This window comes from Nostoc sp. ChiVER01 (assembly GCF_034531155.1).
Classification (GTDB): Bacteria; Cyanobacteriota; Cyanobacteriia; order Cyanobacteriales; family Nostocaceae; genus Nostoc.
This window is the reverse complement of the sequence record NZ_JAVRBS010000016.1, coordinates 147,579-170,295: the sequence shown is the minus strand read 5'-3', so window position 1 is coordinate 170,295 and position 22,717 is coordinate 147,579. Positions and strand designations below refer to the sequence as shown.

The following is a 22,717-nucleotide window of genomic DNA, read 5'->3' as shown; positions in this document are numbered from 1 at the left end:
ATTGAGCAGGACTTCAGACTAGTCTTTTATAGCAGCCCTAAATCATTCGTGAACAATAAGATCCCCGACTTATCAAAAAAGTTGGGGATCTAAGTCTCTCAATTTTCACAACTCATTTAGGATTGCTATAAATACATCAAAAGATAGAGAGCATAACATTGTATTTAATTTTAAATCACTTCTAAAGATAGTAGAACAAAGATGAAAAACAACCTAATCTAGGCTTTGAGGTTATTTAATAGATTCTTTAACGAGGACATAAATTATGGCTAATAATGAAGCAGTTAAGAGAGATATAGATTCATCTGATAGAGCTGAAGTAGATACATACGATCGCGGCATCATCCCAGCTGAAACTGCTGCTCGCATGGAAAGAGAAGGAGATAAGTACAAAACACTCCCCACAGAAGAACGGGAGGCAGATGCACCTACAGATGACCAAACCGATTCACAAAGTATACGCACCACTGATGGCTATACCGTAGACAGAGAAGGTTTGTCTAATAACTATGCAATTGAACCGGAAATGTATTACGAAGAACCGGGTGATGCACGCCAACAAGCGGCAAATGATAAAGAAGAACGCATTGAAGAACTTGGAGAAGTTAATCAAGATGAGGAAGGCAAGTTGACAGATAGGGGTGACAGCCGAGGTAGAGGCCCAGGAATAGTTTAATTACAACAATCCTTTTTTGTGGCTGCAATTACACATAATAAGGCTAAATAGGCAGTTTGTAGAGACGCAATGATAATTGCGTCTCTACTTATTTATATATTATTATATATGGGCGAAATCTCGGCGAATAAAGCACAACTCTACATACAATTAGTATCATAATTTTTATCTTTTGATATATAGCAATACTATCTGATTTGTAAAAATTCTCAATGTCCAGATCCCCGGCTTTTTAAAGAAGTCCGGGATCTAACTTTTCACGAATGATTTAGGATTGCTATATTGGGTTTGTAATAACTTCTAGTAGCACATATTACAACAAAAGAAAAGCTCTTAGTTATCATACATTTAACTACAGCAGGAGTTATTCAAAAAAGTAGGAAAAGTAGGAAAAGCAAGAAAAGTAGGATGTTTTATATAAACCCTTGATTATCCTGTTAATAAGTTGTAAATTGATGCGTAAGTAGACACTCAATTAACAAATTCAGGTTTTGGTTAAGCAATTAAGTTTAACAGCCAATACTTTTGCCAAAACAAGAAAATGAAGAAAAGGGTGAGGTAAAAGTAATTCAGTTTGAATACTGTGTAACGACTAAAGCGAGAAAAACTTTCGCTATTTCCTAATTCCAAAATTCAAAACTGTTTACTTTATTTTGAGATTTTGCGTTTTCAAACATGTCTAAGTTTCGGTTTTAACCGTTCATAATTAGGCAAACTTTGTTAATGGTTTTGATTTTTCAAACATCTTCTTTACTTTCAATCAACACATTCTAATTTTTGATAACAAGACCACGAAATATGACGTTATCTAACATTGCAATTACTTCTCTGACTCCCACTGCTACTGAAAGTGGCAATCGTGGTACTTACCGTATTAGCCGCGATCGCACGGCTGGCAATTTAACTATTAAACTCAACATTGATAGTAGTAGTACAGCGCTTGATGACTACAATCTTAGCGGCAACAAAGTTACAGTCACTGGAAATGCTGTTACTGTAGTAATTCCTGATGGAAAAAACTTTGTTGACATTAATCTAACTGCGATTGATGACATTCAAGCCGAAGCCGATGAAACAGTTAAACTTAATTTAGCAGCTAATCCTACCTATAATATTGATACCGTAAAAAATACAGCCACTGTTACTATTAGCCGTAACGATACAGTAGTAATTAACACCAATGACAAAGGTGAAGGGTCATTAAGGCAAGCGATTGAAAATGCCAACGCTTTTGCTGGGGCTGACACAGTTAGCTTTGCTGGAACTGTATATAATGATGCTTTTCCAGATGCGATCGCTCTAACATCTGGGGAATTAAATATTACCGATGATGTCACCATTCAAGGAACAGGAGCGAAAAACTTAAGCGTCAGTGGCAACAATACCTCCCGTATCTTCAATATTTCTGGAACTCAAACAGATGCAAATATTGATGCGATTACCCTTACCGATGGGAATGCAGGCACAGAAAATGGTGGTGGTATCTTAGTTAATAGTGGAAATACCCTGAACTTAAATAATAGTGTACTTTCTAACAATACAGCCGTTCGCGGTGGAGCTATATCCAACACAGGTACAGCGACCGTAACTGACAGTACCATCGATCGCAACCAATCCGCCGTTAGCGGTGGTGGGATCTATAATTTCGGCACAATTACAGTAAGCGATAGTACCCTTTCTAATAACCTAGCCAATGCTAACGGTGGCGCTCTCACTACTGTAAATACAGCTAACATAATTAACAGCACAATCTCTGGCAACCAAGCCAACTCTTCTGGCGGTGGAGTAACAAACTCAGGTTTGCTGATCATAAATAACAGTACCATTGCCAACAACACAGCAGATGCTGACAACGATAGTGCTGGCGATGGTGGAGGAATTTTCAGATTAGGTGGGACGATTACTGCATCCAATACCATTATTGCCAATAACAAAGATTTCGGCGGTGAAGCGCCCGATGTATTCGGCAATATTACAGGTAATGCTAACAACCTGATTGGCACTACAGCTGGAGCTTCTGGAACTATCGGCACTGGTAGCGATATCGTCAACCCCAACCCCGGATTAGCCCCCCTAGCTAATAATGGTGGGACTACTCAAACCCAGGCTTTACTAGCTACTTCACCAGCCGTCAACGCAGGCAATAATGCTTTTATTCCCAATGGTATCTCCACCGATCAACGAGGTACAGGATTTGATCGCAGCAAATTCGGGAGAGTGGATATCGGTGCTTTTGAAGTGCAGGAGCCGATTGTTAGCCTCAGTGCAGTTTCTCCCACTGCTACAGAAACAGGAATAGCAGGAACTTACCGTGTTAATCGCATTGGCACTGCCAATAATTTAACTGTCAAACTCACTATTGATAGCAGCAGTGCTTCTGTGAACGATTACACTCTTAGTGGCGGGAACATTAAGGTTTCTGGTAATACTCTTAGCGTTGTTATTCCTGATGGGCAAAGCTTTGTTGATATCAACTTAGCTGCTATTAATGACTTGGCGGCTGAAGCTGATGAAACTTTAAAACTGAATCTAGCTCCCGACGCTGCTTATAGTATCGATACAACCAACCCAACTGCTACCGTTACTATTGCCCGTAACGATACCACCGTCACCAACACCAACGATCGCGGCGAAGGATCATTGCGACAAGCAATTGAAAATGCTAATATCTTTACTGGGGCTAATACGGTTGATTTCGACACGAAAGGAAAATTTGCCACAGCCCAAACCATTACCCTAACTTCTGGGCAGATCAGGATTACAGATGATGTTACCATCTCTGGAACAGGAGCCGAGCAACTAACAGTCAGTGGTAATAATGCCAACCGTGTTTTGAGTATCTCTGGAACGGGAACAGATGCCAAAATTGACGGCTTAACCATTGCTAATGGCAATGCCAAAACAGCAGACGGAGGCGGCATCTTAGTTAATCAGAATAGTAATTTAGTCTTAACTAACAGCACTGTTGATGGCAATCGTGGCAACCTTGGAGGTGGAATAGATATCCTTGGTACAGCTACCGTTATCAACAGCACCCTCTCTAATAACCAAGGTGATGCAGGTGGTGGCATCTTAAACTCAGGTACAGCTACCGTCATTAATACTACCCTATCGGGCAATCAAGCCAGAGTCTTTGGGGGCGGCGGTGTCGGCAACTTAGGGACAGCCACCTTGATTAACAACACCATTACCAACAATACGGTGGTAGCTAATTTCAATAGTACTTTTGGTGGTGGGATTGAAAACTTCTTTGGTGGCACACTTGCTGTCAAAAACACCATTATTGCTGGAAATATTAACAGCAATAATCAAGCGGCTGATGTGTCTACTGATAGCGATATCGCAGGTAATGCCAATAATCTAATTGGTACTACTGCCGGAGCATCAGGAACAATTGGTACAGGTAGCGATATTACCTTTGCCAAAGCCGGAATTACCAACATAAACCAAGTTCTTAACCCGATTTTGCAAAATAATGGTGGCACTACAGCTACTTACGCCTTAGTTCCCACTAGTATTGCGATCAATGCTGGTAATAATGCCAATCTCTCAGCAGATACAACTGATTTAAATGGAGATGGTAACACTACCGAATCCATCCCTTTTGACCAACGAGGTACTGACTTTAACCGCTTTAAGTTTGCTACCGTAGATATTGGTGCTTATGAATCTGATACTGTTTCTAGTGGTGGCGGTCAAAAAGAGTTAATCGTACCCCGTGGAGAGGGAAGCCATACTATTCTTAATTTCGGGGGTGTAGGCAGAGGTAGTAATCCTTCCGCAGCTACTATTGCCGAAGTAGATACTATTAAATTCCAAGGAACTGGCTTGACAGCCCGCAATCTACTTCTAACTCAATCTGGCAACAATCTAGAGGTTACATTTGATGGAGTTGCTAAGACTGATACCCAAGTTACCTTACAAAACTTTGCTCTAGAAAACTTGGATAACCTTTCCACATCAACTGGTAATCTTCTATTTGATGGACAAACTAGCATAAGCGACAACTTTGATGTTGTTAATGCCGATTCAACTCAAACTGGCGTTTTAAAACGCAATACAGTCACGTTTTTCAATGATTCTTCCAACAATATTAAAGCTCTTGACAACTCTAACGATGTCATCAATGGTCAGGGTGGGAACGACATTATTGATGGACGTAGCGGTGATGATTTGCTGCGTGGGGGTCTAGGCAATGATACTCTGATTGGTGGTGCAGGTAATGACATTCTTATTGGCGGCGCTGGCAATGACACTCTTACAGGTGGAACAGGTTTTGATCAGTTTATCTATCAAGCTTCCAGCGACAAAGGAACTACTGGTGACATTATCACTGACTTCAATTCCAGCCAAGATAAACTAGTTTTAACTAACTTGTTTGCTAGCTTAGGCTACAGTGGTAGTAATCCTATTACTGATAGCTACTTGCGTTTTGTTTCTAATGGTGTCAATACTCAAGTTCAGATTGATACAGATGGGATAACATCTACCCAAGGCTTTAGCTTATTGGTGAATTTGAATAATGTCTCTGCTAACTCATTAGTTATTGGCAGTAACGTCTTGGTCTAGAACTGGCTATCAGGTGGTAGTAAGACATACTCAAAGATACTTTATGTAATCAGTTGAAGATGTGGAAGATATAAGAATATTGCTCTTATATCTTCCAGCTTCTTTGATAATGCGCTGTTTATTGGCGGCGTTAATAACCTTAGCAAGGGTACAACATACTGAAAATAACTTATACCGTTTATTTGTGAAGCTGCATATATTTACCCCCCGGCTACGCCGTCCCTCCTTATGAAGCTACGGTGTACACACAAGTTATTGAATCACTACCAGTCCTCGAATTACCCCACCCTAACCCTCCCCTTATAAAGGGGAGGGAACTAGATAGATTTCTTTTTCCCCCCAATAAACGGCAGGGCTGTTTCATTCCATTTCAAACAGGATTTGTCAAGATGGTTAGCGAGAAAATTGTAAGTAAGGGCGACGATGAGATGAACTTTTAAGCACTTAAATATCAGTAAAATAGTTCATTTTCTCGGCACGCTGGTAACAAAATAACTAATTTTTCTTTGCTAGAACCCTTGATTTTTAAAGCTCTTTGGGGAATGAAACGGCCCTGCTTTCTAAGGGGGGTAATTAGCCTTATGAAGGGGGGACTGATTATGTGCATCTTCATACAGAATTGGTATTAGTAGGAAATTAACAACTAATTTCTGTCTTGATTAGGTAAAGATAAATAGCTATGATTCACGATTTATTTTCTCCATCTTCTGTACAAGAAGCGACTTTAATTCACTTACTAAACTACAGGGCGCTAAAACAACCAAATCAGGTGCCATATACCTTTTTAGTAGATGGAGAAGCAGAAAAAATTAGCTTTACTTATGCAGAATTAGATCAAAAAGCCCGTAAACTAGCAGCTTTACTCCAGAGTAGGAAAGCTTTTGGAGCAAGAGCGTTACTTTTTTACCCGCCTGGACTAGAATTTATAGTTGCTTTTTTTGGATGTTTGTATGCAGGTGTCATTGCTGTACCCGTGTACCCACCACAAGGTAAACAAAGAATGACAAGGGTAAAGGCGATCGCATCTGATGCACAGGCAACTTTTGCACTCAGCACCACATCTTTAATTACCAACTCTGCACAAAGCATTGAACAAGAAGCAGAATTAGTAGCTTTGCAATGGATAGCAACCGATGAGATTAGCAGCAATTTATCAGATGATTGGTTTTTGCCAGAAATTAATTACGACTCACTAGCACTTCTTCAATACACTTCTGGTACAACGGGGAAACCAAAAGGAGTGATTGTAAGTCATGGCAATTTATTACATAATTCTTATTTAATTTATAAATCTTTTGAACATACAGCTAACAGTCGCGGAGTAATTTGGCTACCTCCATACCACGATATGGGGCTAATTGGTGGAGTGTTACAGCCTGTATATGGTAGCTGCTCAGTCATTTTGATGTCGCCAGAGTCATTCATACAAAAGCCTTTTCGCTGGTTAAAAGCTATTTCTGACTATCAAGCGACTACTAGCGGTGGCCCCAATTTTGCTTATGATCTGTGTATTGAAAAGATTACTCCCGAACAACGGCAAGAACTGGATTTAAATTGTTGGGAAGTAGCTTTTAATGGTGCTGAACCTGTACGTGCGGAAACTATAGAGAAGTTTAGCACCACCTTTGCAGAGTGTGGTTTTAGAAAGAGTGCTTTTTACCCCTGCTACGGTATGGCGGAAACGACTCTAATTGTGTCTGGGGGTTTAAAAGCAGCTCCACCAGTAATTCACTTTGTACAAAATCAAGCTTTAAAACAGAATTTAATTGTAGATGCTACCTCTGAGACAGAGAATAATAAAGCGATCGTTGGTGTTGGTCACAGTACCCCTAATCAAAAAATTGCGATCGTTGATCCAGAATCATTAACTCAGTGTCCCGATGGACAAGTCGGAGAAATTTGGGTTGCAGGGTCGAGTGTAACCATTGGCTACTGGAACAAACCCGACGAAACGCAGCAGATTTTTCATGCTCAACTTCAAGATCCAAAAGAGGGGCCTTATCTCCGCACGGGAGATTTAGGATTTTTGCTCAATGGCGAACTATTTGTCACAGGTCGCCTAAAAGACATGATAATTATTCGAGGACAAAATTATTATCCCCAGGATATCGAGTTAACAGTTGAAAACAGCCATCCCGCGCTACGGCCTCATTGTGGAGCAGTATTTTCTCTAGAAGTTGCAGGAGTTGAACAGCTAGTTATTGTTCAAGAGGTAAAGCGGACTTACTTACGTAACCTGGATGTTTTGGAGGTTATAAAAGCCATACGTCAGGCAATATCTGAAGAATATCAGTTGCAAGTATATGCGATCGCCCTGCTGAAAACTGCAACTATCCCGAAAACGCCGAGTAATAAAATTCAGCGTCAGGCTTGTCGTATTAGTTTCTTGAATGGAAATTTAGATATTGTTGGAGATTGGAGTGCCAATCTTGCACAAATAGATTTATTAAAACTGCAAACAGAAGTAAAAGAGCTTCGGGAACAAACACAGAATTCAGATGTTAATCACTCTGAAAAACTAGCTTTTACAGAAGCAGAAATTCAAAACTGGTTAATTTCTCATCTCGCTTTATACCTCAAATTACCCCCTGATGAAATAGATATTCAAGAGTCTTTTACTTCCTATGGTTTAGATTCAGCAGTGTCAGTCAGTATGACAAATGAATTAGCTCAATGGATAGGTTTTGAACTGGCAATTACTCTTTTTTGGGAATTTCCCAATATTAAAACCCTAGCAGAGTATTTAGCAAAAGAAAGTCAATCATTACTATTAATGCCTTCTCCAAATAGGGTTTAAAACAAAATCTATAAAATTAAACAAATTTCTAATATGAGTAAAGAAGTTATTAATGCTAACAATAGCAAATAAATAGAATCAATTAAATTAAAATACAATATTTTTGCTCCTGAATTTAATGCTAATCCTTATCCAACTTATCATCGCCTCCGCTCAGAAGATCCAGTACATAAATACTTGATTGGCGGTGATTGGTTCGTCACTCGCTATGCTGATGTCAAAGCAGTTTTGAGAAGTGGGTGTATTCGTACTGATGACAGACCAAAATTAATCAATGAAAGAAGCAAATATCTTAAAAACAAAGAAAAAAATTTGGATACTCTGGCTTACACTACCAGCAAATTTTTATTTTATATGAACCCGCCAGATCATACTAGATTACGTGGATTGCTAGTTAAAAGTTTTTCTCCCATAGTTGTTGAGCAGATGTGTCCTTTGGTTCAGGAAATTGTCGATGAATTGCTAAATAAAGTTAGACATCAAGGAAGTATAGATATTGTTGCCGATCTTGCTAGTCCGCTTTCTGTGAAAGTTATTAGTAAACTTTTGGGGATACCAAAAGAAGCTCAAAACCAGCTACATAAGTGGACAAATGTATTGTCTAGGATTTTAGATCCATTGGTATCACTAGAAGAATATCAAAGAATGAATCAGGCTACGCAAGAGATTCAAGACTATTTACGTAGTTTGATTCATGAACGAGAAAGAAATCCCCAGCAAGACTTGATTAGTAGTCTCATTACAGTTCAAGAGCAAAGTGATAAATTAACTCAAAAGGAAATATTGGCAGTTTGTACATTGTTATTCGGTGCAGGAGAAGAAACTACAGGTAATACAATAGCTAACGGAATTCTAGCATTGCTCAATCACCCTGAACAAATGGAACAGCTCAAAAGAGAACCAACAAAAATTCAAAGTGCGGTAGAGGAAATCATTCGCTACGATAGTGCAATTCAGATGATTACCCGGATTGCTACTGATGATTTAGAAATAGGTAATCAACAAATCAAAGCAGGTGAAAAGATAGTTTTGTGCTTAGGTGCTGCTAATCGAGATCCTGCCCAGTTTTCTAACCCCGATCAGTTAAATATTAATCGAGAGCAGAATCATCACGTTGCTTTTGCCGATAATATTCATTATTGTCTAGGCGCTGCATTAGCACGGCTGGAAACTCAAATTGCTATTAATACATTGATTCAAGAGCTTCCTAATTTAAAGCTAGCCAGGGATAAATTAGAGTGGCGAAAAAACATAGCCATCCGTGGCTTAAAAGCTCTAATATTGAATTTTAGTATTAACTAAGTTTCTTGTCAGGTTTTAGTAAATGTAGTAGACAGTAAATATAACCAATTAAAGATAATAATCAAAAACAAAAAATGGAAAAAATTTTTAAGTTTAATCCTTATGAACCATCCTTTCATGATAATCCTTATCCCGTTTACCATAAACTTCGTTCTGTTGAACCAATACACCAGAGCTTCAATAATATGTGGGTAGTTACTCGCTATGCTGATGCTAAGGCAATTTTGCGAGACTCTCGCTTTTGTGTTAATAAAATGCCAAACCACGTTAAATACAAAAGCGATTATCTAGGTAATTTCAATACACTCGCACAAGCTATTAGTAAATGGTTAATATTTCTAGATCCGCCAGAACATACTAGATTGCGAGGATTAATAAGTAAAGCTTTTTCTACTGCTACTGTTAAAAGTTTATATCCCCAAATTCAACAAATTACAGAGCAGCTAATTAGTAAGATTAGACATCAAGGCTACATGGATATAATTGCCGATTTTGCTTGTCCTTTACCTTGTAATGTAATTTGCACAATTTTGGGAGTACCTGTTGAAGATTGGTATAAGCTATATTATTGGTCAGATAAATTGTCTGAGATTTTAGATCCACTCAAGTCTTTGGAAGACTATGAGCAGATGAATAAAGTGGCGTTAGAATTTACAGATTACTTTAAGGGCTTGATTGCTCAACGCAAAATAAATCTACAACAGGATTTTTTGAGTGCTTTGATAGCAGTTAAAGAACAGAATAACAAGCTCACGGAAGAAGAAATTATTTCCATCTGTATGTTACTTTTTCTAACTGGTGAAGAAACAACAGTCAATCTCATCAGTAACGGTATGCTTGCTTTGTTGCGTCACCCAGAGCAAATGCAAGAAATCAAGACACAACCTATGCTTATTCAAGGTGCTATAGAAGAAATACTGCGTTATGATAGCCCGATTCAGATTACTACACGAATAGCAAATGAAGATGTTTTTTTAGATAGTGTAACTATTCAGTCTGGTGATAAAGTATTGGTTGTATTGGGGGCTGCAAATCGAGATCCTGCACAATTTCCTGAACCAGATCGTTTTGATATTACGCGAGTTAATAACAATCACTTAGCTTTTGCTGATGGTATTCATTCTTGTTTGGGTGCAGCACTGACGCGGCTAGAAGCTGAAATTGCTATTAATGCTCTTGTGCAATTACCTGATATACAGTTATTACAACAACAGGTTGAATGGCGAAAAAGAGTTCCTTTTCGGAGCTTAAAATCTCTTCCAGTTACCTTCAAAGCAATGAATATAACATAATTAAATAAAAAATGTTTTACGAAACTACTATTTTTAGATTTACACAGAGTCTAGAATCAAACTGGTTCCTCATTAAAGAGGAGTTTGATAGACTGCAAGACAATGATTCTATTCCTTGGCAAAAAGAGTTTCTTTATAACAAAGGCTGGGATATTTTTACTTTGTATTCTTTTGGAAAGAAACTTGAGGATAACTGCTGTTTATGTCCAGAAACAACAAAATTAATAGAAGCTATTCCTGGAATGACCACAGCAACTTTTTCTTCTCTTGCACCTGGAACTCACATTGTTCCTCATGAGGGATATATAAACACTGTACTCCGTTGTCATTTGGGTTTAATTGTTGCTGATGACTGTGCGATACGAGTGGGGCATGAAATAAAAACTTGGCAAGAAGGCAAGTGCTTAGTTTTTGATGATACAGTTGAACATGAAGTTTGGAATCGCAGCAATATTTCCAGAATAATTTTATTGATCGACTTTAAAAAGTCTCAGTTTTCAAAGTTACCTCAAATATAGAATTTAAGTGGGAATGATGCAATTTTGTTAGATCGGTGAATGAGTGAATTGAGAGAAATCAATTCAAAATTCAAAAACTCTTGCCTCCTCTTTTCTGATGCCCATTCATTCAATGATCAGTGGCTCAAATTCACGATCGCGCCATTGTCTCTGATACCATTCGGAAACCAACGGACGGACAATAAACTTAGGATGGCCTTCGCCTTTAACGTCAATACGTAAACCTGAGTAAGGTCGCCGCTTGTGAGAACCTTGACCATTGCGACCAATGAAGAGATGCGATCGCGCTACTAATTTATTTTCCTCCATCAAATCTGCTCCCTCAACCCTCTGGCGTCGCAAACTAAAGCCGCTACCGCCACAAACAATCCAGTGGATATGAGAATCAGCGTGTCCTGTATCCATTGTCTCTAAGTGTTCCAAGCAGTGGGCGTGACCGTTTAATACCAAATCAACCAAAGGACGCCCCTGAGTTAAGGAACCTATTTCTTCAGCTACCGCATCCAGCACACCACGGAGGCGATCGCGAATTATCAGAGTTTGTGCTTGCTGCCACTTTGTCGCTTCAGTTACATAAGGAGGATGATGGAAATAAATTATTCTTCCCCTAACTTCAGAGTTATTCCAAGATTCAATTAATTTTTGCTTGAGCCAGTCTAGTTGTTCAGTGTCAGTCAGCGTTGTTCTATCAGCAGCTAATTGCTTTTTGATATCAACAATAATTTCTTCAATTTGTGACAGCTTGGCGTGGTAGTCGTCTAATTGGTCAGCCTCAATAGGATTTTCTGGACGAAGCTTGGCTGAGGTTTCAATGATTTGCTGCTTTTCTTGCTCTAAATCTTCACGACGTTTTTCTAAAATTCTGCGATTAGCATCGCCTTGTTTTGTTTTAGGTAGCGGTGGTGGATCGTTAAATGTATTTGAATCTAAGGCAAAGAAATCAATCCCGCCATAGCGGAAAGTATAGTAGCGATTGGGAAGGCGGGTAAAATGCCCAGGTTCATAGCTGAGACAATAACCTGTATCTGTTTTAGCTGTGTAATACTGATTTAGATGATTATTTAACTCTCCTGGAAGCTGAAACACCTGAAGATAATCCAGAAAAGCCCGTGCGTAGGCTTCACCCGTTCCTGAACCATGCAAGCCTACATCCAAGTCTAAACGCGATCGCAACAGGCGGCGAATGGGTAATGTTGTTAGAGAGGCCAAGCTCAATAGAATCGGCAAGTTATAGTAATCGTGATTACCCGGTACAGGTAAAATGGGCAGCTTAAAAATCATCTGGTCATAAGCAATCTTTTGGGGATGCTCTCCCCCCAAGAGAAACTCTTGATAAGGCTGGATGAAATTCTGCTGATAGTATTCACTCGACCCCACTAAATAGATCACATCTCCGGTATGCAGCATAAAACGGCATTCATTGTGATGGGGCAACATCAGTTCAGCCACCTTTCGCTGGGGATTGTGTCCTCGGTGCTTGCCGGAACCACTATCACCTACAACTAAAAATGAGAACTCAGAATTGTCTGTTTGGCCATCCTCCAACACCAACCGAGTTTGGTCGATGTTCCGTCCCACAATTAACGGATCTTGCCACCGTACCCGTTGATTCATTTTACGAATTTTGTTAGCGATCGCTGGATCAGATACAAGTTTCAATGCAACCTACTCCTGAGTTTTCAATTGAAGGGGAGCAGGGGGAGATGAGGGAGTGAGGGAGCAGGGGAGGCAGAGGAAGCAGGGGAAGCAGGGGAAGAAATAACCAATGCCCCATGCCCCATGCCCCATGCCCAATTCCCAATGCCCCATGCCCAATGCCCCATGCCCGATGCTCAATGCCCTCACTCCTCCACTGTGTCTTTCATCTCAATAATCAGATTAGGAAGTCCCTCTAGTTTTTCGGTAGGCTCAACTTCTTCTACTAATGGCACAAAAATGTTCAAACCTGCTGGTACACACTTAATTTCTACAGGTGTTGTGCCTACTATTTCACCATCTAGAACAACTTTTTGCGGTGGTTTAGTTGTAATTTTAAATTCTTTGGCTCGTAGGAAGCCAATATCATTTCGCTCGGCAGCGTTACCTGTAGAAGCCGTTTGAAATAGATGAAATGTAGCTGCGATCGCTCCTGCTTTGTTAACTGGAGCTACAATCGTCAAATCTAGCAACCCATCATCATAAATCAGACCGGCTGGGCCTTGAGCCAAAACTGAAGTAGGAGGGGCAGCATTTGCTACTGTAACTGCACAGGCACTAGTCTTAATTATCCTGTCTTCTGTTTCAATTTCAAGATCAAAGTTTTTTAAATTTCTCAGTTGCTGAATTCCAGCAAAAACGTAGGCCATCATCCCAAAACGATTCTTAGCGTCCCTATCTGCCAATTCTACAGTTTCAGCTTCAAAGCCAATACCTGCCAAAAGTACCATTGGTCGATCATTGCAATAGGCTACGTCTACATGGCGGGTTCCTCCCTGCAAAATTGTCTCACATGCACCTGCGATCGTGTCAGGAATTCCTAAAGCTGTAGCAAAAGCGTTTGCTGTGCCTCTAGAAATAATGCCAAATGGAATATCAGTACCCACTACAGCCGTTGCCGCCGCCGAGAGAGTGCCATCTCCGCCTGAAGCAATGATTGCATCTACCCCTCGCTCTACAGCTGCTAAAGCCAGTTCGTCAGCATCGATTTCTTCAGTTGTAAGATAAATATCTAGGTCAATTTCTGGCTCTAATATTGCCCGAATTTCTGCCAGTTCTATCTCTGGGTCACCCTGACCCGCAACTGGATTGAAAATGAGGCAGGCGGAACGATTCATAAAATATTAAAGGCTAAACTTAGATCACTAAAATACCAAATTTTTTCTAGCATTCTTGTGAAACTTCATCTTCCTTCTGGCGGCTGGTTTACCTTTTGTAAGAAGTTTAGAAGTTTTCTGGGTTGGAACATACCGATGTTGATGCGTATTTAAGTATGTTTTGTCTTTACTGAAACAATAAAAATTTGCCATGCGTCAATTATTACCAGTTTTAGCAAGTATGCTGACTTTCAGCAGTTTAAATACTCCCACCATGACAATAGCAGGCACAACGCCTGATTTACGGGAGATGCGCTTAGTTCAAACGGTCAACTGTAATAATCCTCAAACCCAAATAGCAATTAATGAATGCACGAAGTTATCTTATCAAAAGGCAGATAAAAGACTGAATCAAGTTTATCAACAATTGCTACCTACCTTAGAAACATCTAGGAAACAGAAATTGATTGCTGCACAACTTGCATGGCTCAAGTTTCGAGATACCAATTGTGAGTTTGAGAGAAGCAGATATGAAGGAGGAAGTATTGCCCCTACCATTTATTTTAATTGTCTAGAAAATCTTACAAAACGGCGTACCCAAGAATTAGAGGAATATCTCAAATCCGATCCCTGATTTTGAGAAAAATTGTGATTTTTCTTAATATCTCGCAATTTCTATGAATGCGTTAAAATCCGATACAAAAGTGTATTTACGCTCATAAATACAGCGAAGTGGAGAATAGACGAATATCACTGCATGATTACGGCTGGTATCCTAGATGATCGAATGTTCTGATTCCAGCTTAGATAAGGATTTAAAAATAAAAACCAAAGTCTATGCTGAAGTAGAGATTCCTGAATAGAACAAAGTGAAACTAAGCAATCCTAAGGGTTTTGGATTGCTTTTCTATCAGATGCTCCGCGAACACGATTTCGCAATGTAAATATTTTTGTCCAGCCGCTTACCAGTGTTAACGCGATCTAAGAATATTTAGAATATAGTATTTATGAAATTTAGGAATTTAGACGTATGTCACAACGAATACGACATCCTAACTATTCCGTGAGTAAAAACACCGTTTTGATTCACAAGAAAACACGACGAGATTTTTTAAAGTATATAAAAATTGGAGGACTAGGAGTAGCTGGGGTAACTACTACTGGATTGAGTTTGCTTCAGCCAACCTTAGCTCAGTTCGTAAATCGTCAGGATGACTGGCGTTGGTGTAATAAATGTCAAGCACTAGCTTTTGCAGGAAATGCGTCACTTGGAGCTTGTCCAGCTGGCGGTGTACATAATCACAACGGTAGTTATAACTATATTCTAATCCACGATACACCTCGTCTTGCTGGCCAGGATAACTGGCGTTGGTGTAATAAATGTCAAGTGCTAGCTTTTGCAGGAAATGCGTCACTTGGAGCTTGTCCAGCTGGCGGTGTACATAATCACAACGGTAGTTATAACTATCTTCTAATCTTCAATACACCTCTTCTTCCAGGTCAGCAGGATAACTGGCGTTGGTGTAATAAATGTCAAGTACTAGCTTTTGCGGGAAATCCCTCATTTGGAGCTTGTCCGGCTGGCGGTGTACATGATCACAACGGTAGTTATAACTATACCTTGGAGTATTTATAGCATAATTCTGGAGTCTGTACAGACGAATCTGCCGTTTTTGCTTATAGAGGCTCTATACTCTGGCTTTATAAGAACAATGCTGAAAACCCTTAAAGATGTGTCCTTTTGAGGGGGACACATCTTTAAGGGTTTTAGACGAGGCATGAAAGCTAACCGCTTTCCTTTATCCTGTATTCAAATCTTTTTTTGTTCAATATAACGCTTCAGTGTTTCTATACAAACATTTCCTGCTGTACTCACAAAATAACTTGAAGTCTAGAGAGTTGGCATTTTAATAGCTCTGGGAAATGGAATTTGGACATCTGGCTTAATGGTAAGTAATACTGTCGGAGATTCCTAGAACCAGCCTTAGGTAAAGAATTGTAATCCAAAATCCAAAATCCAAACCCCAAAATTAGTATGAGTCCCTGACTACGGTAGTCTAGATGAGAGTGAATTTATCGCCGTTTGATATATTGTTTTATGACTTCAGTTGTTTCTAGTCCTCCACGCACTATTCGGATTGGTTCGCGCAAAAGCCAACTTGCTCTGGTTCAGACTTACTGGGTACAAGAGCAACTTCAGAAAGCCTTTCCCGATCTCACTTTTGAAGTCCACACCATGTCTACCCAAGGCGATAAAATCTTGGATGTAGCATTAGCTAAGATTGGCGATAAAGGACTTTTTACTAAAGAACTTGAACTCGGAATGCTCAATCAAGAGATTGACTTTGCCGTTCATTCCCTCAAGGATCTGCCGACTCACTTACCTGAAGGGTTAACGCTAGCAGCAATTACTGAACGGGAAAATCCAGCAGATGCATTAGTGGTGCATGAAAAGCACAAAGATAAACAAATTGATACATTGCCAGAAGGTGCAGTAATTGGTACATCTTCGTTGCGGCGGTTAGCACAGTTACGTCATCACTTCCCCCACTTTACCTTTAAGGATGTGCGAGGAAACTTGATTACACGGTTGGCAAAACTGGATGCAGGCGAATACGATGCTTTGATTTTGGCCGCAGCAGGGTTAGAGAGATTGGGAATGGGTGATCGCGTTCATCAAATTCTCCCTAAAGAAATTTCTCTTCATGCCGTAGGACAAGGTGCTTTAGGGATAGAATGCCGTGCTGATGATAGCGAAGTGCTATCTCTACTCAAAGCAATCGAACACCCCGAAACACGCGATCGCTGTCTCGCTGAACGATCTTTTCTACGCTCTCTAGAAGGTGGCTGTCAAGTACCTATTGGTGTAAATACAGAAATATCCGGTGATAATTTGACCTTAACAGGGATAGTGGCTAGTGTAGATGGTCAAAAGTTCGTAAAAGATACCGTCACTGGGATTGCCAATAATGCGGAAGCGTTAGGCACAGAACTAGCACAAGTGTTACGACAACAAGGAGCGCAAGAAATTTTAGCAGAAATTTTTGCAGTGATTCAACGCGGTTCTTAACCAATTGGGCAAGCCGATGTGATTAGATAAGAATTGATCGTTGTTGCACAAAAGATGTGCCAGACGCGACAAGAGTTAATTTGACAATATAGACAGAACCGGGGAAGCAAAAATTACCATGCGGATTCTATTTGTGGCAGCAGAGGCAGCACCCATTGCCAAAGTAGGAGGAATGGGTGATGTTGTTGGGGCATTACCGAAATTTCTGAGAGAAATGGGGCATGATGTGCGGATATTCTTGCCTTACTATGGCTTCCTGCCAGACAAAATGGAAATTCCCTATGAACCTATCTGGTGGGGCGATGCCATGTTCCAGCATTTTGCAGTATACGAAAGCGTCCTGCCTGGTACTGATGTTCCCTTGTACTTATTTGGACATCCTGCCTTCATGCCCCGCCGCATTTATTCCGGAGATGATGAAGACTGGCGGTTCACTTTATTTGCTAATGGTGCAGCCGAGTTTGCCTGGAATTACTGGAAACCGGAAATTATCCATTGCCATGATTGGCATACGGGGATGATTCCCGTATGGATGCACCAAGATCCTGATATCACCACAGTCTTCACCATTCATAATCTGGCTTATCAAGGGCCGTGGCGTTGGTATTTAGAAAAAATTACTTGGTGTCCTTGGTATATGCAAGGACACAACACAATGGCGGCGGCGGTGCAATTTGCTAATAAGGTAAATACAGTTTCGCCCACCTATGCCGAGCAAATCAAGACACCTACTTATGGTGAAACTTTAGAAGGCTTGCTGTCGTTTATTAGCGGTAAATTATCTGGGATTATTAATGGAATTGATACTGAAATTTATAACCCAGAAGATGATAAATACATTGCCCAAACCTTCACTGCTGATACCTTAGATAAACGTAAAGCCAACAAAATTGCTTTGCAAGAAGAGGTAGGATTAGAAGTCAACTCCAAAGCCTTTTTAATTGGGATTGTGACCCGATTAGTAGAACAAAAAGGCATTGATTTGATATTACAAATCCTTGATCGCTTCCTCTCTTATACAGATGCACAGTTTATTCTTTTAGGGACAGGCGATCGCTACTATGAAACTCAGATGTGGCAATTAGCATCCCGCTTTCCCGGACGCATGGCAACTTACTTACTGTATAACGATGCCCTGTCTCGCCGCATCTACGCTGGTACTGATGCTTTCTTAATGCCTAGTCGTTTTGAACCATGCGGTATCAGCCAAATGATGTCTTTACGCTACGGTTCTGTGCCTATTGTCCGCCGCACAGGTGGATTAGTTGATACCGTAAGCCATCACGACCCCGAAAATGCAGCAGGTACAGGTTATTGCTTTGACCGCTATGAACCCCTAGACCTTTTCACCTGTATGATCAGGGCTTGGGAAGGCTTCCGTTTTAAACCACAATGGCTAGAACTACAAAAGCGGGGCATGGCCCAAGACTTTAGTTGGTATCAATCTGCAAAAGAATACGTGAAGTTGTACAGGTCAATTTACGGTCTACCAGAAGAAGAGGAAACACCACAGTCAGAGTTAGTCTTAAAGGAAGCGATCGCTAATAGCAAATCATAAACCTCTATAGGGGCGTACAGATGTATGCACCATGCACCTCATTTTTGAACTCATGATCGATAGCATTGTTTAGATTAACCTGATATCTAAAAATGCTAATCATGAGTTTTTTTATTTTTAAAACAATTCTTTCTTTATAAATCAATATCGTTAAGTTAAGTCCAAAATCCTCAGTAGAGACGCGAAATTTCGCGTCTCTACTGAAATCAATACCAAAAATCCTTAATTGAACCGTATTGCTTTATAAGCATCTAATACTATTCCACACAAACCTTGATATATTTTATTTTTTAGGTAAAACTTACATAGGATTGCCATCTAACGCTGCTTTATTACTGCGACTAGATAAAAGTCAAAAAAACTTTGTTGTTATGAGTTCCTATTAATATAGAAGTACCTTAAATTGAACATTACTTCTATATTATTTTTTAGACTAATAAAAAAACATTAATTGCATTGATAATGTAATACGGTTCAATTAAGGTCAAAACTCTATTTCAAATCAATTTTTTAATGTAGACGCAAAGCGGTGCAGGCTACCGCCTTCTCTACGAGAGGGTCTGCCAACGCGCACTATCTCGCAGAAAAGGCACAGAGGACGCAAAGATAACAAAGAGCCTAACTAAATCTTATTAATTGATGATGAAATTCCTGAGTTTATTTAGAACATCTTATCTTCCTAATTGGAGTTTAATGAAGCCCCCATAGACTTTGGACAAGCTTTAAAAAACCTTCTTGGAAACTTATAAGTATTCATATATAGATAATTGTATATTATTTATTGTATTGAGCTACCAATTTTTTCTTGAATATTTTTTCATGTTTTAACGGTTTAATTAGGAAAAGGTTGTTAAATATCCAAAATGCTAGAAACAGAAACTCAGACGCAGCCTATTTATAATATTCCTTCAATCAGGAATTATCGATGGTCAACTCATCTTGATCTACTAAGAGGTTTAGCTTCCTTATTAGTTTTTATTGGTCACACAAGAATTCTATTATTTATAGAATATGCAGAAATTAGTAATCCTAGTTTTTTTATAAAAAGGTTAAATTCATTAACAGTATTGGGTCATCAATCTGTAATGATTTTTTTTGTCCTAAGTGGATTTTTTATTTCAACTAGCGTCATAAAGAGAATTCAGCAAAAGCAATGGTCTTGGGTTAATTATTTAGTAGATCGTTTAACACGCTTATATATCGTATTAATTCCTGCTTTATTACTATCTTCTTTTTGGGATTCTCTTGGTATAAAAATATTTGGTACTGGACAAGATAGCTTTTATGGAGAAAAGTTTCACAACGGTCATTTGGCAACTTATAAAATTTTGGAAAATTTTACGTTTAAAAATGCTTTGGGAACTCTAGCTTTTGTACAAACGATTTTTGTAGATTTATTTGGTTCAAATAAGGCAGTTTGGAGTTTAGCCTATGAGTTTTGGTACTATATACTTTTTCCTTCTATCATCCTATTGTTTTTTGCTAAATCTTTAAAAGCTCGTGTCTTATATGCTTGTTTAGCTTCAGCTATATTACTCATGGTTAGTTCAGAAATTAGAATTTATTTTCTGGTTTGGCTAATGGGAGCATTAGTTAGTATATCTCATCCTTCTAAATATCTTAATAATAAAAATGTCCTCAAGCTCCTCACTTTTTTGTCTATACTAATCCTGTGCATTACATTAATCAGTGAGCGTTTTATTGTCCGAGAAATAGCAGACTTTTCTATAGGAATTTCTACTGCTATTATGATATATTTTTTAGTTAATAATCGTAGTGAAATAAGGCAAGAAGGAATATACGAAAAATTTTCAAAAGGTTTAGCAGGATGTTCTTATACTCTTTATCTTGTCCACATGCCAATACTGTGCTTTATTAGAGCATGTGTAATTAGCGATCGCCCTTGGGAACCAGATATTTTACACATATTCTTGGCGCTTATCATAGTTGTATTTGTATTTTTATATGCGGTTGTCATAGCACATTTTACTGAGTCAAAAACAGGCAAGTTGAGAAATCTAATTATGTCTTGGATAAAAAACAGAGGTTTAAATCAAGCTTAACTGCTATACAGAGCAAATCAAGACGCCTATTTATGGTGAAACCTTTCCGGAGGCATGGCAACTTACTGACTCTATAATATGTCCTGTCTCACTGTATTTTTGCTAATATTCTCTAACGCAACAACTCAGGTATATGGTAGTATACCTGAGTTAGGCATTAAAACCAAAGTCAATCTAGTTAGCCAAAGATAATCTAGGTTAAATGATCCCGGACTACTTACAATTTATAAACAAGTAAAAGTTGTCGAAAGTAGCACGAAGCTTAAAAGATAGTTTTGCTGTTGAGCAATATTATCTCTTCCTATTGCTGTTACTTCTAAAGTTATTGCTTGATTACAAAAATGAACAGTCATACCAATTCGCAATGGGCAACTATTAGGGACGCTATTACAAAAGCCTCGCTCCGTTTGCAAAGCGTCTCGTAGAGAAGAGAGCAATTTGCAATTAAAAAAATTAGAGATACTTGCCTTTCAAGGTTTACATCGGTTGCATAATTTATTTTAGTGAATTGGTATTACACTATTCTTAACATTTAGTGATTTAATTAGTTTTTACAACTAACCCTGCAATTACTATGAACAAAAAATTAAACTTACTACAAGTATATCGCGGTATAGCTGCTCTAATGGTAATTCTTCACCACGGGAATGGAATAGTTTCTCGTGAACTACATCAAAATAATTTATATTTATTGCAAAAATTTCATTTCGGTTGGATAGGCGTTGATTTCTTTTTCGTACTTAGTGGATTTATTATATTTTATATTCATCAATCTGATATAGGTAAACCTGATAAGTTTACGCCTTTTGTTTTTAAAAGATTTATTCGCGTGTATCCATTATATTGGAGCATTTTAGGCATCAAAATTTTAGCTTCTCTATTTAATACTGGTAAAGATAGTATTTATCAGCGAAGTGCAGCCGAAATTATCGAGGCTTTTTTGTTGATACCCCAAGATCGGTCTATTCTAGAGAGTAGTTTTATTGGTGTCAGTTGGACACTCTGCTATGAAGTGTTTTTCTACTGTATATTTGGTTTCCTAATACTGAAAAACACAAAAATTTACCGAGCAATAATTTTTGCTTGGATAATTGGTATAACTCTTAATCTATTTAATGTTTTACCAATTGGCAAAAGCTATCTGCTAAACTTTATATTTTCTCCACATAATCTAGAGTTTGTGCTGGGTTGTTTAGCTGCTTATACGATATATAAATATCAATTTAAGTTTGGAACATCATTAATTTATGCTTCAATATTTTTGTTGATGATATCAGTTATAAATACAAAATATGGTGAATTTAATGTTTCAGGTATCTCTTCATTAGTAGCTTATGGAATTCCCTTTACCTTACTGATTATCGGATCTGTTCATTTAGAAGTAACAAAAGCAATAAATGTATCACCAATCCTAATTTATTTAGGTAATGCGTCTTATTCTATATATTTAACACACGGCTTTTTCTTAAGTAATATAAGCAAAATATTCAATAAATTAATAGATAAATTCAATATTTTACATTTGAGTCAAAATTACAGTATATATTACAACGCTATTGCATTTATAATTATTATATTAACAGTAGCTATGGGATGTATAGTTCATTCTTATATTGAGAAACCATTAATTGGAAATTTAAGGAAAAAAGTATTTGCTAAAATGGCTTAATAGTGGTGTAGCAATTCTAAATCATTCGTGAAAAGTTAGATACCCGACTTCTTAAATAAGTCGGGATATAGACACTGCGAATTTTAATAAATAAATCAGATAGGATTGCTATAGATAAGCAGTAGTAATATTTTATTCTCAATTTGAAGGCATCTGTTATTTATTTTATGAGAAAAACTATAAGTAACGAGCCTAATCCTCAAAAACGCCCATTCTGTAATAGTTGAGTTATGGTTTTGTTAGCGTGAACTACATATAATTACGAACCTATTAAACGACGTTTTGGCATCCTTAATCTCAATTGCTTATTTTTTATAATGGTTACACAGACGAGGGTGGGGAGTATGTCACAATGTTTATATACCAAAAACTATAAAAATAAAAAACCGTAAAACATCATCCGCAGGAGTA

Annotated in this window: 14 protein-coding genes and 1 pseudogene; 12 read left to right on the top strand and 3 right to left on the bottom strand. The window is 38.5% G+C overall.

The window, feature by feature from the left end:
• Nucleotides 1-265 precede the first annotated feature (265 nt).
• The 6 genes from RMY00_RS21215 (at nt 266) to RMY00_RS21190 (ending at nt 11,154) form a co-directional block, all read left to right on the top strand.
• Complete coding sequence (locus RMY00_RS21215) at nt 266-676, top strand: hypothetical protein (RefSeq protein WP_322649423.1); 411 nt, start codon at nt 266-268, stop codon at nt 674-676.
• A 798-nt stretch (nt 677-1,474) separates the two neighbouring features.
• Nucleotides 1,475-5,245 carry a calcium-binding protein gene (locus RMY00_RS21210; RefSeq protein WP_322649422.1) on the top strand — a complete coding sequence of 1,257 codons (3,771 nt, stop codon included), beginning with the start codon at nt 1,475-1,477 and terminating at the stop codon, nt 5,243-5,245.
• Nucleotides 5,246-5,924: 679 nt separating this feature from the next.
• Nucleotides 5,925-8,042 (top strand): AMP-binding protein, encoded by a 2,118-nt coding sequence (locus RMY00_RS21205; protein ID WP_322649421.1) that lies wholly within the window; start codon nt 5,925-5,927, stop codon nt 8,040-8,042.
• 177 nt (nt 8,043-8,219) lie between these two features.
• The gene (locus tag RMY00_RS21200; protein ID WP_322649420.1) at nt 8,220-9,344 is read left to right on the top strand and encodes a cytochrome P450; all 1,125 of its coding nucleotides are present in this window, start codon (nt 8,220-8,222) and stop codon (nt 9,342-9,344) included.
• 74 nt (nt 9,345-9,418) lie between these two features.
• On the top strand, nt 9,419-10,636 hold the full coding sequence (locus RMY00_RS21195; protein ID WP_322649419.1) for a cytochrome P450: 1,218 nt from the start codon (nt 9,419-9,421) through the stop codon (nt 10,634-10,636).
• A gap of 11 nt (nt 10,637-10,647) precedes the next feature.
• On the top strand, nt 10,648-11,154 hold the full coding sequence (locus tag RMY00_RS21190) for an aspartyl/asparaginyl beta-hydroxylase domain-containing protein (RefSeq protein WP_322649418.1): 507 nt from the start codon (nt 10,648-10,650) through the stop codon (nt 11,152-11,154).
• Nucleotides 11,155-11,259: 105 nt separating this feature from the next.
• On the opposite strand, the gene RMY00_RS21185 is transcribed toward RMY00_RS21190, so the two are convergent.
• Nucleotides 11,260-12,813, bottom strand: a complete 1,554-nt coding sequence (locus RMY00_RS21185; protein ID WP_322649417.1) for a metallophosphoesterase — start codon at nt 12,811-12,813, stop codon at nt 11,260-11,262.
• A gap of 182 nt (nt 12,814-12,995) precedes the next feature.
• On the bottom strand, nt 12,996-13,967 hold the full coding sequence (locus RMY00_RS21180; protein ID WP_322649416.1) for a YegS/Rv2252/BmrU family lipid kinase: 972 nt from the start codon (nt 13,965-13,967) through the stop codon (nt 12,996-12,998).
• Between the two features lie 190 nt (nt 13,968-14,157).
• On the opposite strand from RMY00_RS21180, the gene RMY00_RS21175 reads away from it, so the two are divergent.
• Entirely contained in the window at nt 14,158-14,580 is a 423-nt protein-coding gene (locus RMY00_RS21175) for a lysozyme inhibitor LprI family protein (RefSeq protein WP_322649415.1), read from the top strand.
• A gap of 396 nt (nt 14,581-14,976) precedes the next feature.
• Entirely contained in the window at nt 14,977-15,582 is a 606-nt protein-coding gene (locus tag RMY00_RS21170; RefSeq protein WP_322649414.1) for a hypothetical protein, read from the top strand.
• A gap of 174 nt (nt 15,583-15,756) precedes the next feature.
• Here the strand turns inward: RMY00_RS21170 and RMY00_RS21165 are convergent.
• Nucleotides 15,757-15,870, bottom strand: a pseudogene (locus RMY00_RS21165) (IS200/IS605 family transposase); the annotation flags it as partial.
• 174 nt (nt 15,871-16,044) lie between these two features.
• On the opposite strand from RMY00_RS21165, the gene hemC reads away from it, so the two are divergent.
• The 4 genes from hemC (at nt 16,045) to RMY00_RS21145 (ending at nt 22,306) form a co-directional block, all read left to right on the top strand.
• Entirely contained in the window at nt 16,045-17,016 is a 972-nt protein-coding gene (gene hemC, locus RMY00_RS21160) for a hydroxymethylbilane synthase (RefSeq protein ID WP_322649413.1), read from the top strand.
• A 118-nt stretch (nt 17,017-17,134) separates the two neighbouring features.
• Nucleotides 17,135-18,574 (top strand): glycogen synthase GlgA, encoded by a 1,440-nt coding sequence (glgA, locus tag RMY00_RS21155; protein ID WP_322649412.1) that lies wholly within the window; start codon nt 17,135-17,137, stop codon nt 18,572-18,574.
• An 863-nt stretch (nt 18,575-19,437) separates the two neighbouring features.
• Nucleotides 19,438-20,637 carry an acyltransferase gene (locus tag RMY00_RS21150; protein ID WP_322649411.1) on the top strand — a complete coding sequence of 400 codons (1,200 nt, stop codon included), beginning with the start codon at nt 19,438-19,440 and terminating at the stop codon, nt 20,635-20,637.
• A gap of 574 nt (nt 20,638-21,211) precedes the next feature.
• The gene (locus RMY00_RS21145; protein ID WP_322649410.1) at nt 21,212-22,306 is read left to right on the top strand and encodes an acyltransferase; all 1,095 of its coding nucleotides are present in this window, start codon (nt 21,212-21,214) and stop codon (nt 22,304-22,306) included.
• Nucleotides 22,307-22,717: the final 411 nt, after the last annotated feature.